The following is a 14518-nucleotide window of genomic DNA, read 5'->3' on the forward strand; positions in this document are numbered from 1 at the left end:
TTCCACTTTACATAACAAATGGAATGAATATTCTAATCCCAGAAAAAAGCAAAAGACTTTGAAAACGGGAGGAAACGATGAGAGGGCGTCAGATCTCACGGCGAAGCGTCTTGAAGGGCAGCTTGATGGCGAGCGTCATCGGCGGCACCGGCAGCTTCTTTGGTCCGTGGAAAGAGAATCACGCGTGGGCGCAAGGCGCAAAGCCGATCAAGCTCGGCCTGACCTGCGATGCCAGCGGTCAATACGGCAACAGCGGCCAGGACGATTTCCGCGGCATCAAGATGGCGATCGACGAGTTCAACGCCAAAGGCGGTGTGCTCGGCCGCCAGATCACCTACATCACCGCGGATACCGAGACGACGCCGGCCACCGGCAGCCGCGTCGCCGAGCGCTTCATCACGCGTGAGGACTGCACCATCCTGATCGGCGCGCTGCATTCCGGCGTCGCCAACGCCATCACGCAGGTCGCCAGCAAATACGGCGTGATCTACATGAACACCAATTCCTCTGCACCGAGCGAGGCGGGCGAGAATTGCTCGCGCGTAAAATTCGTCTGGGACGGCAACGGCACCAATTTCTCCAAGGCGTCGGTTAAGAACGCGGTCGACTCCATCGGCAAGAACTGGATGCTGCTGACCAACGACTACGTGTGGGGCCACACCACGTCTGCCGCGACCAGGGCGCAGGTCGAAGCGGCGGGCGGGAAGATCATCGACAATCTCCTGGTGCCGCAGAACACGCGTGACTTCACCGCTTATCTGTTGAAGATCCAGCAAGCAAAACCCGACGTGGTTGCGACCGCGATCGGCGGCGACGACATCAAGGCATTGCGCGAACAGGTGGCGCAGCTCAAGCTCGACGGCAAGCCGGCCTGGATCAACAACCAGCAGGACTGGCCCGATGTCTGGGGCGCGCCCGACAGTCTGTTCGGCGTGTTCGGCACCACCTGGTATCACAAGCTACAGCTGCCCGGCGTCGCCGATTTCGTCAAGAAATGGCAGGCGGCCAACAAAGACGGCCCGATCCCGGTGCCGGGCAACGTCTCCTATAACGGCTACATGTCGACGCGCGAATTGCTCCGTGCGATCGAGCGGGCGGGGTCGACCAACAACGTCAAGATCATCAAGGAGCTCGAGAATCTCAAGGTCTCGGCGACCGATCGCATGCAGCATTTCGATGCCTACATGGATCCGATGACGCACCAGATGCAGCAGACGATCTATCTGGCGCGACGCAACGCGAAGCCGGTCGACAATACCGATCTGTACGAGATCATCCGCTGGACCGAGCCGAAAACGGCCGCCGACGATGCCGCACCCGGCAAGTGCAAGCTCACGCCCTACGAGCAGGTGCCGACCGTCGACTCCTAGAGGCGGCACGTTACGCCGCAGAACGGACGGCGCGCAGCCTCGCGCGCCGCGTGCCCGGACCATCTGTGTCCCGGGCGTGAGCAAATGTCAGTTGCGAGACCCAGACCTTGTTCGACCTTCTTCCGCATCTCCTCAACGGCTTGACGCTCGGCCTGTTGTTCGCGCTGATCGCGCTCGGATTCATGCTCATCGTCGGGCTGATGGAGCAGATCAACCTCGCCCACGGTTCTCTGTTCGCGCTCGGCGCCTATGTCGCCATGCAGTTGACGGGACCGCGGCCGCCATTACCGGCCGATCTTGCCAAGGTGTGGCTCGCGCTCCCGCTCGGCTGGCGCTACGCAGCCACGCTGGTCATCGCGCCCGCGATCGTGAGCCTGGTCGGCATCCTGATCGAGCTCTGCATGCGTCGCACCTACGGCAAGGACCCGCTTTACGGACTGCTGCTGACCTTCGGCGCGGCGATGGTGATCGAGGAGCTGATCCGTCTGGTCTGGGGCACGCGCGACTATGTGCTGCAGGTGCCGTCCGCCATCAATGGCGGCTTTCTGTTCGGCGATCTGATCTGGTCGACCTATCGCTTCTACGCCGCTGGCATCGCCGCCGGGATCATCGGCCTGGTCTGGCTGCTGATCGAAAAGACCTCGTTCGGCGCCACCGTCAAGGCCGGCGCGCATGACAGCGAGATCGTCCGCGCGCTCGGCATCAACCTGTCGCGATTGCGGCTGCTGGTCTTCGTGTTCGGCACGATGCTGGCCGCGGTCGCCGGCATCATCGTCGCGCCGATCTGGGGCATCCGCCCGCACATGGGCGTCGATGCCGTCATCCCCGCATTCCTGGTGATCGTGCTCGGCGGTGTCGGCAGTTTCTGGGGCGCGGTCGTGGCCGGATTGCTGGTCGGGCTCTGTGTCGGGCTTGCCGGCGCCTACGCGTCCGAATGGTCGCTGTTGTCGATGTACATCCTGCTCGTTGCCGTCGTGACCTTCCGTGCGCGGGGCATGTGGGGCAAGAAAAGCGTGCTTGAGGCCTGAGGAATGATTGTGGGATCAAGATCGTCATCCGATGCCGCGCGTCTCGTCACGCCGACGATGCTGGTGCTCTGGCTGGTGCTGGCAACGGTACCGCTCTGGATCACGCGGATCGGGCTCTATCCTTATCTGGGAATCGAAATCCTGATCTGGTCGCTCTATGCGCTGGCGTTCAACGTGGTGCTGGGCACGGCCGGGCTTCCGTCGTTCGGACATGGCGCCTATTTCGGCATCGGGGCCTATGCATTCGGGCTCTGCCAGTTCGATATCGCCGCCAACCTCTGGGTCTGTCTTGCCGCCGCGGCTGCGGTGGCCGGGCTTGCCGGAGTGCTGGTGGCTCTGTTCATCTCGCACCGGCGCGGCATCTACTATGCCTTCATGACAATCGCCTTCGGCCAGATCTTCTGGACGCTGGCGATCAAGTCGCACCGGATCACTGGCGGCGAGGACGGACTTCTCAAGATCAAGCGGCTGCCGGCCGATTTCGGCTTCGTGTCGTTCGACCTCAGCGATAACGTCGCCTTCTACTATTTCGTGCTCGCCGTCTTCGCGGTTGGAACGACCGCATTGTGGCGGCTTGTGCACTCGCCCTATGGCCGCGTCGTCGCAGCGATCAAGCAGAGCGAGGTTCGCGCCGCCCATCTCGGCTACAATGTGTGGCTTTACAAGGCATCAATCTTCGCGCTGTCGGCCGCCGTGTCGGGCTTTGCCGGTGGATTGTTCGCGATGGCGCAGCTCGCCGCCTTCCCTGATGTCATGAGCCTGCATCAATCCGGCTATGTCGTGATGATGACGCTGGTCGGCGGCGGGCTCGTCAGCTTCTGGGGCCCGGTGATTGGCGTGTTTGTCTTCCTCACCGCCCGCGACGTGATCGGTGCATTGACCAATGCCTGGATGCTCTATTTCGGTCTGCTGTTCATCGCGATCGTCCTGTTCCGTCCCGAAGGAATTGCCGGCGCGCTCTCGGCCGCCGTGCACCGGCATTCGTTCAACGCGCTGCGGCGCCGCGGCACCTCGGCGATGCGGCTGTTGGCCGGAGGCGGGCGATGAGCATGATCGAGGCTGCAGGCGTGCACGTCCGATTCGGTGATCGCGTCGTGTTGGAAAGCGTCGATCTGGCGGTTGCCGAGGGCGAGTTTCACGGTGTGATGGGTCCGAACGGGGCGGGCAAGACCACCTTCTTCAACGTGCTCACAGGCAGGGTGAAGCCGAGTCGCGGCAGAGTGCTGCTCGGCGGCGAGGATGTCACGGGATTGAGCCCGCACCGCATTGCCGCCAAGGGCATCGCCCGCTCGTTCCAGATCATGACGCTGTTCGATGAATTCTCCGCCCGCGACAACGTCATGCTGGGCCTGCCCGAGTTTCGCGCCCGTGGCCACGATATCGCCCGTTCCGCAGCCGGCGATAGCCGGTTTGCAGCGCAGGCGTCCGAAGCGCTCGCCGCAGTGGGGCTTGTCGATAGGGGGGACGTCCGCGCCAAGGACCTCTCCTATGGCGACCGTCGCGCGCTGGAGATCGCGGTGGCCCTGGCGCAGGCGCCCCGCGTGCTGTGCCTGGACGAGCCGACCTCCGGCCTCGGCTCCGACGGCGTGCAGCGCCTCGCCACACTGGTCGCGCGCTTGAAGGGCAAGCTCACCATCGTCGCGATCGAGCATGACATGGAGTTTCTGTTCTCGCTCGCCGACCGCATCTCGGTCATCCATTGGGGCCAGGTGGTCGCGCGCGGCACCCCGCACGAGTTGCAACAGAACGAATGGGTCCGCCGCTCCAATCTCGGGAAGTTCGCATGATCCTCGAAGTGGACGGGGTCGATACCTTCTACGGCGAAACCCAGGCGCTGTTCGGGGCCTCACTCGCCATCGCGCAAGCCAAGGTGTTTGCGCTGCTCGGACCCAACGGCGCCGGCAAGACCACCATGCTGCGCTCGATCCTCGGATTGACCCGGCCGCGCCGCGGCGCCGTCCGCTTCGACGGGCGCGACGTGACGCACGATCCGACCCATGAGATCGCGCGCGCCGGTATCGGCTGGGTGCCGGACGATCGGCGGCTGTGTCCGACCTTGTCGGTGGCGCGCAATCTCGCGATTGCGCAGAAGCGTACGCGCTTTCGCAACTGGAGCGTCAAGGAGACTGCTGCGATCTTCTCGCCGCTCGAATATCTCATGGAGCGCGATTGCGAGAACCTGTCGGGCGGCGAGATGCAGATGGTCGCCATTGCGCGAGCGCTGGTCGGATCGCCCGGGCTGGTGCTGTTCGATGAGCCGAGCCAGGGCCTGGCACCAAAGATCGTCGGCGACGTGCTTGCCACCATCTTGCGCATGAAGGGCGAGGGCATCGCCTCGCTTGTCGTGGAGCAGAATGCCGAGATCGCGCTGTCGGTCGCAGACCACGCCGCGGTGATCGACCGCGGCCGGATCGTCTGGACCGGCGAAGCCGCTGTCCTGCGCGATGATCCTTCCCTTCGGCAGCGCCTGCTGGGAGTACAATAAGTGGCTGCACCGCTGCTCGTGCTCGATGATATCCGCAAGGTCTATACGAGGGGCCGCATCATCCGCCATCCGACGTTCACGCTTCAGGCAAACCTGTCGCTGGACGAGCCCGGCATCGTCGGTGTCGTCGGGCCGAACGGTGCCGGCAAGACCACCCTGTTTGAGATGATGACCGGCTCCAATGCGCCGACCTCGGGGCGCGTGCTGGTCGCGGGCACCGATATCCATGGGGTCAAGTATCGCGAGCGCGACCGGCTCGCGATTCACTATCACCAGTCCTATCAGGTCAGGCGCTTCCGCAAGCGCGTTCCGTCCGCCTTGCTGGCGCCGTCGCCGACCCGGACGCCGCTGGTCCATCTGTTCGACGAACCGCAGTTCAACCTGCAGGACGGTTATATCGGCTTCATGCTCGACTTCTTCCGCAAGCTGCGAGACGAGGGCAGGCTGGTCGTCCTTTGCATGCATCCGACGGCGAGCTGGCACCTCGACATCCTTGCCGAGATCGCCGGGCAGTTCCTGTTCGTGGCCGGCGGCGGGGTAACGCGGATGGCCGACTTCCGCAGCCTCACCGCCGAACCGCGCTTCCGCGCCTATCTCGGACCTGAGATGACGCGCGCCGCGGATGCTATCTGTCACAGATCGACGTAAAAGGAGACTCCGTTGGCTTACTCGAACACCCAGCTCTTCATCGGCGGCACATGGCGACCGGCCCATTCTTGCGAGGTCATCGAAGTCCGCAATCCCGCGACCGAGGAGGTGATCGGCACCGTCGCCCACGCCGGAAAGTCCGATCTCGACGAGGCGCTGGCGGCTGCGGCCGCCGGCTTCAAGGTCTGGCGGAATATCGCGCCGTTCGAGCGATGCCGGATCATGCGGAAGGCGGCTGCGATCATGGCTGAGCGCAATGACGAGATTGCGCCGCTGCTGACGATGGAGCAGGGCAAGACGCTCGGCGAAGCCAGGATGGAGGCGATGGCCGCCGCCGACGTGATCGAATGGTTCGCCGAGGAGGCCAAGCGCGCCTATGGCCGGCTGATCCCGGCGCGCGCCCCCGGCATTTACCAGATCGCGATGAAGGAGCCGGTCGGGCCGGTCGCGGCGTTCACACCGTGGAACTTTCCGATCAATCAGGTCGTGCGCAAGCTCTCCGCGGCGCTCGCCGCCGGCTGCTCGATCATTGTCAAGGCGCCCGAGGAGACGCCGACGTCGCCCGCGCAGCTGATCCGCGCCTTTGCCGACGCCGGCGTGCCAGAGGGGGTCATCAACCTCGTCTATGGCGTGCCTTCAGAGATCTCCGAATATCTGATCCCGCATCCGGTGATCCGGAAGATCTCATTCACGGGGTCGACGCATGTCGGCAAGCAGCTCAATGCGCTCGCGGGCCAGCACATGAAGCGTGCCACCATGGAGCTCGGCGGCCATGCGCCGGCGATCGTCTTCGGGGATGCCGACGTCACGTCGGCCGCGAAGATCCTGGCGGCAGCAAAATATCGCAACGCCGGCCAGGTCTGCATCTCGCCGACGCGCATGCTGGTGCAGGACGGCGTGTTCCGGCAATTCGTCGATCAGTTCGTCGAGAGCGCCAGGACGTTCAAGGTCGGCAACGGCCTCGACCCCGAGTCGAAGATGGGCTCGCTCGCCAATCCGCGCCGCGTCACCGCCATCGAGGGCATGGTGCAGGATGCCGTCGGCAAGGGTGCGAAGCTCGAGACCGGGGGCAAGCGCGTCGGCAACAAGGGACATTTCTTCGAACCGACCGTCGTGAGCGACGTGCCGAAGGATGCGCGCGCCATGAACGAAGAGCCGTTCGGCCCGCTCGCCCTGATCTCGCGCTTCTCGTCATTCGACGACGCGGTCGAGGAGGCCAACCGGCTGCCCTTTGGGCTGGCGTCCTACGCCTTCACCAGTTCGGCCAAGACCGCGGCCGCGATCGGCGCTTCCATCGAGGCCGGCATGATGTCGATCAACAGCTTTGGTCTCGCGCTGCCTGAAGTGCCGTTCGGCGGCATCAAGGATTCCGGCTACGGTTCGGAAGGCGGCACCGAGGCCATGGAGGGCTATTTCAACACCAAGTTCATCAGCCAGGCCGGCGTATGATTGCGGCTAGCGTTTGACGAAGGTGAAGCTGCACGGACGCAGTTCGTTGCGTTTGCCGCTGCCGCGGCTGCGCTCGAATTGCGCGTCGATCGTGTACCCATACGGCGAGCCGGGAGCGCTATTGTTGACCGTGTAGGCGCTCGGACCCGTGAGGCCCCGTGCACTGAGCGTGGTCTTCCCGTCAGCCGATACTTGTCCGTCGATTGCGAGCGTGCTGTTTGTACGCGGGTCCCGATCCTCCGCATGAAATGCGCCCCCGGCGGTGGTGGCTGACAGGGTTCGGGTATAGCCCAGCGCCTTGCCGGAGCTGGCGCAGTTCACGGTGACGTCCCACTTGCCATCGAACATCGAATGGCCTCGGGGGAAATATCGAGAATGTCCTTCCAGATCAGCGCATACCGCGTCGACTCAAATGCCCTCGCCGGGAAAACGCTTGGATTTCGCGACCGTGACGTCCGGTCACACCATCGCTTTGCGCAGGGCCATTTCGGTCACAATCGCTTCCCGTACGGCCGGTCGCGCCTGCATGCGCTCGAGATAGGCCGACTAGGACGGCCATTGTGCGATGTCGACGCCCGCAGGTCGGAGCAGCAGCAAGGCCCAGATGAGGTGTGCGTCCGCCACGGTGAACCTGTCACCGACGAGGAATTCGCGCGCAGCCAGATGCGCCGCCGGCACCGACAATATGTGAGAAATCCTGGCGCGCGGCTTGGCGAGTGAGCCGTCGTCCTTGTACCAGAAGGTCGGAAACAGGAACGCCTTGTGGATCTCGGCGCCGACGAAGCTCAGCCATTCCTGGAGGCGATAGCGATCGGGATCGCCGAATTCCGGCGCAAGACCTGCCTTCGGCCTCACATCCGCGATGTATTGCAACACCGCCGCGCTCTCGGTCAGCCGTTCGCCGTTCTCCAGCACCAGAACCGGCACCGCGCCCTTCGGCGACACGCCGTGGAAATCGCTCCCGTCGTCCACAACCTGCTTGGTCCAGATATGAGCGAGGTGATAACGCGCCTCGATCCCGGCCTCCATCAATGCGATGCGACTCGAGAGCGAGCAGGCCATCGGAAAGAAATAGAGTTGCAGCATCGTGTGCTCCGTCAAACCAGCGCATCGCTCTGCGCGATGATCGCGAAACGGTCCGAGAGCTCGGCCAGCGCGACCTCGTGAATCGTCCGGGCGTCCAGCGTGCCGCCGCGGCCGTCCGGCAGGTCGCGGGTGGCGCAGGCATCCGCCGCGATCGTCGTGCGCAGGCCGAGATCGAGCGCGGCGCGGGCGGTCGAGGAGACGCACATGTGGGTCATGAAGCCGGCGAGCACGATGTTCTTGCGTCCGGTCGCGGCGAGCCGGGCTTGCAGATCGGTGCCGGCAAAAGCGTTCGGCAGCGCTTTCTCGATCACGGGCTCGCTCGCGAGCGGCGTCAGGCGTTCAACGATCGCGCCGCGCGCAGCCTCGCGGTCGAACAGGCCGCCGGCGCGACCTTTGTGCGCGACATGAATGATCACAGTGCCGCTCTCCCGTGCCCGCGCCAGCAGGCGCGCCGCCGCAATGATCGCGGGCTGCGCATCGGGCAGCGCCAGCGGGCCGGCGCAATATTCGTTCTGGATGTCGATCAGCACGAGGCAGGCTTCATCGAGCTTCGGCGGAGTGAGATCGGCGCCGGCGAGTTCGAGCAGGGTCTTGGGAGCGGTCATGCAGGTGGGGCCTTCCAGGGATAACGGATGGCGCGAGACTAGCGCGGGAGCCGCCTGCCATCGTGCAGGACTATTGCAGCTTACGGCTGCAAATTTGCAGGACGGTGCATCGCCTGCTAGGCTCGCCGGCATGAACTGGGACGATCTGCGCATCATTGCCGCGGTGAGGGACGAGGGGACTTATGCCGGTGCCAGCGCGCGGCTGCGCATCGACGAGACCACCGTCGGCCGCCGGCTGGCGCGCATCCAGCGCGATCTCGGCGTGCCGCTGTTCGACGCGGTGGACGGGCTGCGGCGGCCGACACGCCATTGCGAAGTCGTGCTCGAGCATGTCGGCGCGATGGCTGCCCATGTCGCGGCGATCGACCGCATCAAGGAGAGCGAGGTGGGCCCGGTCGGCCGCCTGCGCATCGCCTCGACCAACGCGGTCGCCGAGGAATTGCTGGCGCCGCGGGCAGGCAGCTTCCTGCGCGATCATCCGGGCCTCACCCTGCAATTCCTCACCTCCAGCGGCAACGTCAAGTTCTCGCGCTGGCAGGCCGACCTCGCCATTCGCCTGCGCAAGCCGGAGAAGGGCGACTTCACGATCTCCAAGCTCGGCGATGTCAGGCTGTATTTCTTCGAGCCCGCAGATCGCTCCAGCGACCCGGTCGCCTGCGTCTATCCGGACGAGCTCGATACCATTCCCGAAGCGCAGTTCCTGCGGGCGAAGCGGCTGAAGAACGTGCGCTGCATCACCGACAATGTCCGCATCATCAGGACGATGATCCAGTCGCATCAGGCCGTCGGCGTGCTGCCCGAGCACAGCTGCGAAGGCTTGCTCGCCGACCGCAGCCTGCGCGCCACACTCCTGCCGAAACGGCGCGACGTCTGGCTGCTCGTGCAAAATCACCTCAAGCGCGACGCCGCGACACGCGTGACGATCGACTGGGTGCGGGCCTGCTTCCAGGTCACGCCGCGTCTTTGACGCCGCGGCGCGTTGTGATCATCGCGTCACACTGCGCGATGCGCGGCAACAAATCTTCGAGAACCCTCTTGCACCCCGAACGTGCTTCGTCTATTAGCCCGCTCCTTCGCTAGGCCATGGGTTCGGGCTCTCTGAGATCCCGACTGGCGCGGGCCGGTCTCCGGTTTCGTGTTCCGCCGAATGAAGATGCAGGATGTAGCTCATGGAGAGCGTCGGGGTGACCCGAAGGCATCGGTTCGATTCCGGTCTCATGTACCAACCAAGGGATAGCTCAGTGGTAGAGCAGATGACTTTTAATCATCGTGACGCGGGTTCGAATCCCGCTCCAGCGCTCCGATTCAGCCTGAGAAGCTGATTCCTCTGACGAGGACCGGACGCGCGCTTCAGTTGCGGTCCGGCCGTTTTGCCGAAAGGCTTTCCGTCCGAACAACGACACTGTGAGACCGGCTTTGCGCCGCGGGTAGATACCGCTTGCGTCGATGCCGGGTGGCTCCGCATGACCGCGCGACACACGTCGCGCGATCGCGCGCGTGCGCCCGTCGTCATGCAGGCTCAAGCCCCGGCCCGTCGATCTCCCGGGAAGCGTCGTCCGCGTCCTCACGTCCTTTGCAGATGAAACCTGTCGTCCGGCATCCGGCCGGACGCAAACGAAGGAGGCGTGCCATGACTTCGAACAAGAGCTGGCATTTGCTGATGCTGAACGTGACCGTCAGGGATGGCGAGCGTGCGCTGCTCACGCGCAACGGGCAGCTCGTGCGCGTGCTCGCGCCCGGTCGGCACCGGCTGTTCGATCCTCTGCACGAGCTGAAGGCCGAGCTGTTCGACGTCGTCCGTGCGGAGTTCTCCGCCGATCGCTACGCGGTGCTGAAGGCCGCGCGGCCTGATCTGGCCGCCGAGCTGTTCGAGGCGGTCGAGACTGGGGCGGACGAGGTCGCCATCGTCAGCCTCGACGGCCGGCCCGTGCATCTGATGACGCCCTGGCAGGCGCGCGTCTACTGGAAGGTCGCGACCCGCATCGATGTCGAGCGCATCGATGTGTCCGGCGATCCCAAGGTCGACGCGCGGCATCTGGCCATGATCGAGCGCAACCGCTCGGCCGTGACGTCGGAAACGGTGGTCGAGAACCACGAGGCGGGCCTGCTCTATGTCGAGGGCCGGCTCACCGAGCGGCTCGCGCCCGGCCGGCACGCCTTCTGGACCGTCGGCCGCAAGATCGAGGTGAAGCGCCTCGACCTGCGGCCCCAGGCGGTCGAGATCACTGCGCAGGAGATGCTGACCAAGGATCGCATCGCCCTGCGGGTGACGCTGACGGCGTTCCGTCGGGTGATCGATCCCGAGCGGACGGTTGCGACCGTGCCCGACGTGGATGCGTGGCTGTACCGCCTGGTGCAGTTCGCCATCCGCGAGGCGGTCGCGGGCCGGACGCTGGACGAGGTGCTGTCCGCGAAGGCGGCGCTGGATGCGGAGCTGCGCGACTATGTGCGGGCACGCGTGGGCGAGTCCGGCGTGGAGGTGACCGAGCTCGGCGTCAAGGATGTGATCCTGCCCGGCGAGATCCGGGAGCTGGTGAACAAGGTGGTCGAGGCGGAGCGGGTCGCGAAGGCGAACCTGATCCGCCGGCAGGAGGAGACCGCGGCGACGCGGTCGCTCCTGAACACCGCCCGCCTGATGGAGGAGAACCCCCTGCTGCTGCGGCTCAAGGAGCTGGAGTCGCTGGAGCGGCTGGTCGAGAAGGTCGGCCGCATCGACCTCCATGCCTCTAGCGGCGAGGGCCTCGATGCCCTCCTGACCCGGCTCGTGCGCCTAAAGGCGCCCGAGAGCGCATAAAACCGAAGGGCCGCCCATGGGCGGCCCTTCACATGTCCGTTGTCGTCGCTTTGCCATGAACGCGTCACGGCGCCCGTGCGACCAAAATCACGAAGCCGGGATTGCACGCGCGCGAGGGTTGCGTAATCTCGCGGTGAGATTTCTTGACCAGGGCAAGTGCATGACCAGTCTTTCGGAAACGGTTCAGCCGTCGAGGGCGCAATCGCGCGAATGGAAGGCCATCCTCGTCCTGATCCTGCTGGTCCCGGTGCTGTGGTCGCCGCTGGTCCTGTTTCGCTTCGTCCTGTACCAGCCGTTCAGCATCCCCTCGACTTCGATGGCGCCGACGCTGATGGTCGGCGACTACGTCTTCGCCGCGAAATATGCCTATGGCTACGGCCGCTATTCCCTGCCGTTCGCGCCGTCGTGGGGCTCGGGCCGTATCCTCGCCGCCGAGCCGGAATATGGGGACATCGTCGTATTCCGGACGCCAAAGGACACGTCGGTCGACTACGTCAAGCGTGTGGTCGGGCTGCCTGGCGACCGCATCCAGATGCGGCAGGGCCGGCTTGTCCTCAACGACCGGCCGGTGACACGGGTCGCGCTCGAATACGGGCTCGCCGACAACGCCTGCGGTGTGGATGGCGGCGTCAAGGTCAAGCGCTGGCGCGAGACGCTGCCGAGCGGCACGTCCTACGTCACCAACGACTGCGTCGACAACGGCTTCCTCGACAACACCAGCGTCTTCACGGTGCCGCAGGGCCACTTCTTCGTGCTCGGCGACAACCGCGACAATTCCACCGACAGCCGTATGCCGTCGATCGGATTCATCCCGATGGACAATCTGGTCGGCAAGGTGACGCGGATCGTCTGGTCGCTCGACGAAGACGGCGAGCCGCATTTCGAACGGCTGGGGAAGGTGGAGTGAGGGTTGCTCAGTCATTCCGGGGCGGCGCGTAGCGCCGAGCCCGGAATCCATCGGTCCGCGAGCTCAGCTCGCAATCTGTGGATACAGGTCGATCCATTGAGGATTCTTCTCTTCGATAAGCCTCACCTTCCATTCCCGTCGCCACTTCTTCAATTCCTTCTCTCGCGTGATGGCATTGACGGGATCGTCGTAGATCTCGAACCAAACCAGTCTGTCGACGCAATACCGCTTGCTGAAGCCAGCAGCGACTTTGTTCTTATGTTCGTGGATGCGGCGGATGATGTCATTCGTCACGCCGATGTAAAGCGTGCCGTATTTCTTGCTGGCGAGGAGATAGACGTAATAGGCCATGAGCAAGCGGTGAAATGGATTCCGGGCTCGCGACTTCGTCGCGCCCCGGAATGACCGATCTTGCTACTTTTGCGTGTGGCACGCAAAACAAAAACCCCGGCATCGCTGCCGGGGTTTCGCATTTCGTCGTTTGCCTGAACGGCTGGATCAGAAGTCCATGCCGCCCATGCCGCCGCCCGGGGGCATCGCGGGACCTGCGCCGCCCTTCTTGGGCAGCTCGGCGACCATGGCTTCCGTGGTGATCAGGAGCGCGGCCACCGAGGCTGCGTTCTGGATCGCGGTACGGACCACCTTGGTCGGGTCGATGATGCCCTTCTTGACGAGGTCGCCGTATTCGCCGGTTTGGGAGTCGAAGCCGAAAGCGTACGACTTGTTCTCCAGCACCTTGCCGACGATCACCGAGCCGTCTTCACCGGCGTTGATCGCGATCTGGCGAGCGGGAGCCGACAGCGCCTTGCGCACGATCTCGACGCCGGTCTTCTGGTCGTCGTTCTTGGTGCGCAGGCCCTTGAGCTGCTCGGAAGCACGGAGCAGGGCGACGCCGCCGCCCGGGACGATGCCTTCTTCCACGGCCGCGCGGGTCGCATGCATCGCGTCATCAACGCGATCCTTGCGCTCCTTGACCTCGACCTCGGTCGCGCCGCCGACGCGGATCACCGCGACGCCGCCGGCGAGCTTGGCCAGACGCTCCTGGAGCTTCTCACGGTCGTAGTCCGAGGTGGTTTCCTCGATCTGCGCCTTGATCTGCGCCACGCGCGCCTCAATGTCGGCCTTCTTGCCGGCGCCGTTGACGATCGTGGTGTTCTCCTTGTCGATCATCACCTTCTTGGCGCGACCGAGCATGTTGAGCGTGACGTTCTCGAGCTTGATGCCGAGATCTTCCGAGATCGCCTGGCCGCCGGTCAGGATCGCGATGTCCTGCAGCATGGCCTTGCGGCGATCGCCGAAGCCCGGAGCCTTGACGGCCGCGACCTTCAGGCCGCCACGGAGGCGGTTCACGACCAGGGTCGCAAGAGCTTCACCTTCGACGTCTTCGGCGACGATGACCAGCGGCTTGCCGGTCTGCACCACGGCCTCGAGCAGCGGCAGCAGCTCGTTCAGCGAGGAGAGCTTCTTCTCGTTGATGAGGATGTAGGCGTCGTCCATCTCAACGCGCATCTTGTCGGCGTTGGTGACGAAGTAGGGCGAGATGTAGCCGCGGTCGAACTGCATGCCCTCGACGACGTCGAGCTCGGTCTCGAGCGACTTCGCTTCCTCGACGGTGATGACACCCTCGTTGCCGACCTTCTTCATGGCGTCGGAGAGGAACTTGCCGATTTCGGCATCGCCGTTCGCCGAGATGGTGCCGACCTGGGCGATCTCGTCGTTCGAGGTGACCTTCTTGGAGTTCTTGACGAGATCCGCAACGACGGCTTCGACCGCGAGGTCGATACCGCGCTTGAGGTCCATCGGGTTCATGCCGGCGGCAACCGACTTGGCGCCTTCGCGCACGATCGCCTGGGCCAGCACGGTGGCGGTGGTGGTGCCGTCGCCGGCCGCGTCAGCGGACTTGGAGGCGACTTCGCGCACCATCTGGGCGCCCATGTTCTCGAACTTGTCCTCGAGCTCGATCTCCTTGGCGACGGTGACGCCGTCCTTGGTGATGCGGGGAGCGCCGAACGACTTGTCGAGGACAACGTTGCGGCCCTTGGGACCGAGCGTGACCTTCACCGCGTTGGCGAGAATGTCGACGCCGCGCAGCATCTTGTCGCGCGCTTCAACCGAGAATTTGACTTCTTTGGCTGCCATGTGGATT

Annotated in this window: 14 protein-coding genes, 2 tRNA genes and 1 pseudogene; 12 read left to right on the plus strand and 5 right to left on the minus strand. The window is 64.5% G+C overall.

Going from position 1 to position 14518, the window contains the following annotated elements:
- Positions 1-125 precede the first annotated feature (125 nt).
- From ACFDR6_RS31620 to ACFDR6_RS31650, 7 genes are all read left to right on the plus strand, one after another.
- Complete coding sequence (locus tag ACFDR6_RS31620; protein ID WP_375860741.1) at positions 126-1370, plus strand: ABC transporter substrate-binding protein; 1245 nt, start codon at positions 126-128, stop codon at positions 1368-1370.
- A 107-nt stretch (positions 1371-1477) separates the two neighbouring features.
- The gene (locus ACFDR6_RS31625) at positions 1478-2398 is read left to right on the plus strand and encodes a branched-chain amino acid ABC transporter permease (RefSeq protein WP_212081458.1); all 921 of its coding nucleotides are present in this window, start codon (positions 1478-1480) and stop codon (positions 2396-2398) included.
- Positions 2399-2401: 3 nt separating this feature from the next.
- Positions 2402-3445, plus strand: a complete 1044-nt coding sequence (locus ACFDR6_RS31630) for a branched-chain amino acid ABC transporter permease (RefSeq protein ID WP_375860742.1) — start codon at positions 2402-2404, stop codon at positions 3443-3445.
- On the plus strand, positions 3442-4185 hold the full coding sequence (locus tag ACFDR6_RS31635; protein ID WP_317243460.1) for an ABC transporter ATP-binding protein: 744 nt from the start codon (positions 3442-3444) through the stop codon (positions 4183-4185). The genes ACFDR6_RS31630 and ACFDR6_RS31635 overlap by 4 nt, the downstream gene beginning before the upstream one ends.
- Positions 4182-4883, plus strand: a complete 702-nt coding sequence (locus tag ACFDR6_RS31640; protein ID WP_375860743.1) for an ABC transporter ATP-binding protein — start codon at positions 4182-4184, stop codon at positions 4881-4883. Before ACFDR6_RS31635 ends, ACFDR6_RS31640 begins: the two co-directional genes overlap by 4 nt.
- A complete protein-coding gene (locus ACFDR6_RS31645) occupies positions 4884-5531 on the plus strand; it encodes an ATP-binding cassette domain-containing protein (protein WP_375860744.1) in 648 nt (215 codons plus the stop codon).
- Positions 5532-5543: 12 nt separating this feature from the next.
- Positions 5544-6980, plus strand: coding sequence for an NAD-dependent succinate-semialdehyde dehydrogenase (locus ACFDR6_RS31650; protein ID WP_375860745.1), 1437 nt, complete (start codon positions 5544-5546; stop codon positions 6978-6980).
- 6 nt (positions 6981-6986) lie between these two features.
- Here ACFDR6_RS31650 and ACFDR6_RS31655 read toward each other — a convergent pair whose 3' ends face one another.
- The 3 genes and pseudogenes from ACFDR6_RS31655 to ACFDR6_RS31665 all read right to left on the minus strand — a co-directional run bounded on the left by ACFDR6_RS31655 (position 6987) and on the right by ACFDR6_RS31665 (position 8671).
- The gene (locus ACFDR6_RS31655) at positions 6987-7328 is read right to left on the minus strand and encodes a hypothetical protein (RefSeq protein ID WP_212081452.1); all 342 of its coding nucleotides are present in this window, start codon (positions 7326-7328) and stop codon (positions 6987-6989) included.
- A 111-nt stretch (positions 7329-7439) separates the two neighbouring features.
- A pseudogene (locus ACFDR6_RS31660) lies at positions 7440-8066 on the minus strand (glutathione binding-like protein).
- Positions 8067-8077: 11 nt separating this feature from the next.
- Complete coding sequence (locus ACFDR6_RS31665; RefSeq protein ID WP_375860746.1) at positions 8078-8671, minus strand: cysteine hydrolase family protein; 594 nt, start codon at positions 8669-8671, stop codon at positions 8078-8080.
- A 130-nt stretch (positions 8672-8801) separates the two neighbouring features.
- Here ACFDR6_RS31665 and ACFDR6_RS31670 point away from each other — a divergent pair, with 130 nt between their 5' ends.
- The 5 genes from ACFDR6_RS31670 (at position 8802) to lepB (ending at position 12372) form a co-directional block, all read left to right on the plus strand.
- A complete protein-coding gene (locus ACFDR6_RS31670) occupies positions 8802-9638 on the plus strand; it encodes a LysR family transcriptional regulator (protein WP_375860747.1) in 837 nt (278 codons plus the stop codon).
- 188 nt (positions 9639-9826) lie between these two features.
- Positions 9827-9896 (plus strand) — tRNA-OTHER (locus tag ACFDR6_RS31675).
- 6 nt (positions 9897-9902) lie between these two features.
- Positions 9903-9966 (plus strand) — tRNA-Lys (locus tag ACFDR6_RS31680).
- Positions 9967-10301: 335 nt separating this feature from the next.
- Complete coding sequence (locus ACFDR6_RS31685; RefSeq protein ID WP_375860748.1) at positions 10302-11465, plus strand: slipin family protein; 1164 nt, start codon at positions 10302-10304, stop codon at positions 11463-11465.
- 160 nt (positions 11466-11625) lie between these two features.
- Positions 11626-12372: a signal peptidase I gene (gene lepB / locus ACFDR6_RS31690; RefSeq protein ID WP_212081447.1), complete on the plus strand. Its 747-nt coding sequence runs from the start codon at positions 11626-11628 to the stop codon at positions 12370-12372.
- Between the two features lie 63 nt (positions 12373-12435).
- On the opposite strand, the gene ACFDR6_RS31695 is transcribed toward lepB, so the two are convergent.
- Both ACFDR6_RS31695 and groL read right to left on the minus strand, forming a co-directional pair.
- On the minus strand, positions 12436-12723 hold the full coding sequence (locus ACFDR6_RS31695) for a GIY-YIG nuclease family protein (RefSeq protein WP_375860749.1): 288 nt from the start codon (positions 12721-12723) through the stop codon (positions 12436-12438).
- 147 nt (positions 12724-12870) lie between these two features.
- A complete protein-coding gene (gene groL / locus ACFDR6_RS31700; protein WP_063195265.1) occupies positions 12871-14511 on the minus strand; it encodes a chaperonin GroEL in 1641 nt (546 codons plus the stop codon).
- Positions 14512-14518: the final 7 nt, after the last annotated feature.

This window comes from Bradyrhizobium tunisiense (assembly GCF_042263385.1).
In the GTDB taxonomy this organism is placed as follows: Bacteria; Pseudomonadota; Alphaproteobacteria; order Rhizobiales; family Xanthobacteraceae; genus Bradyrhizobium; species Bradyrhizobium tunisiense.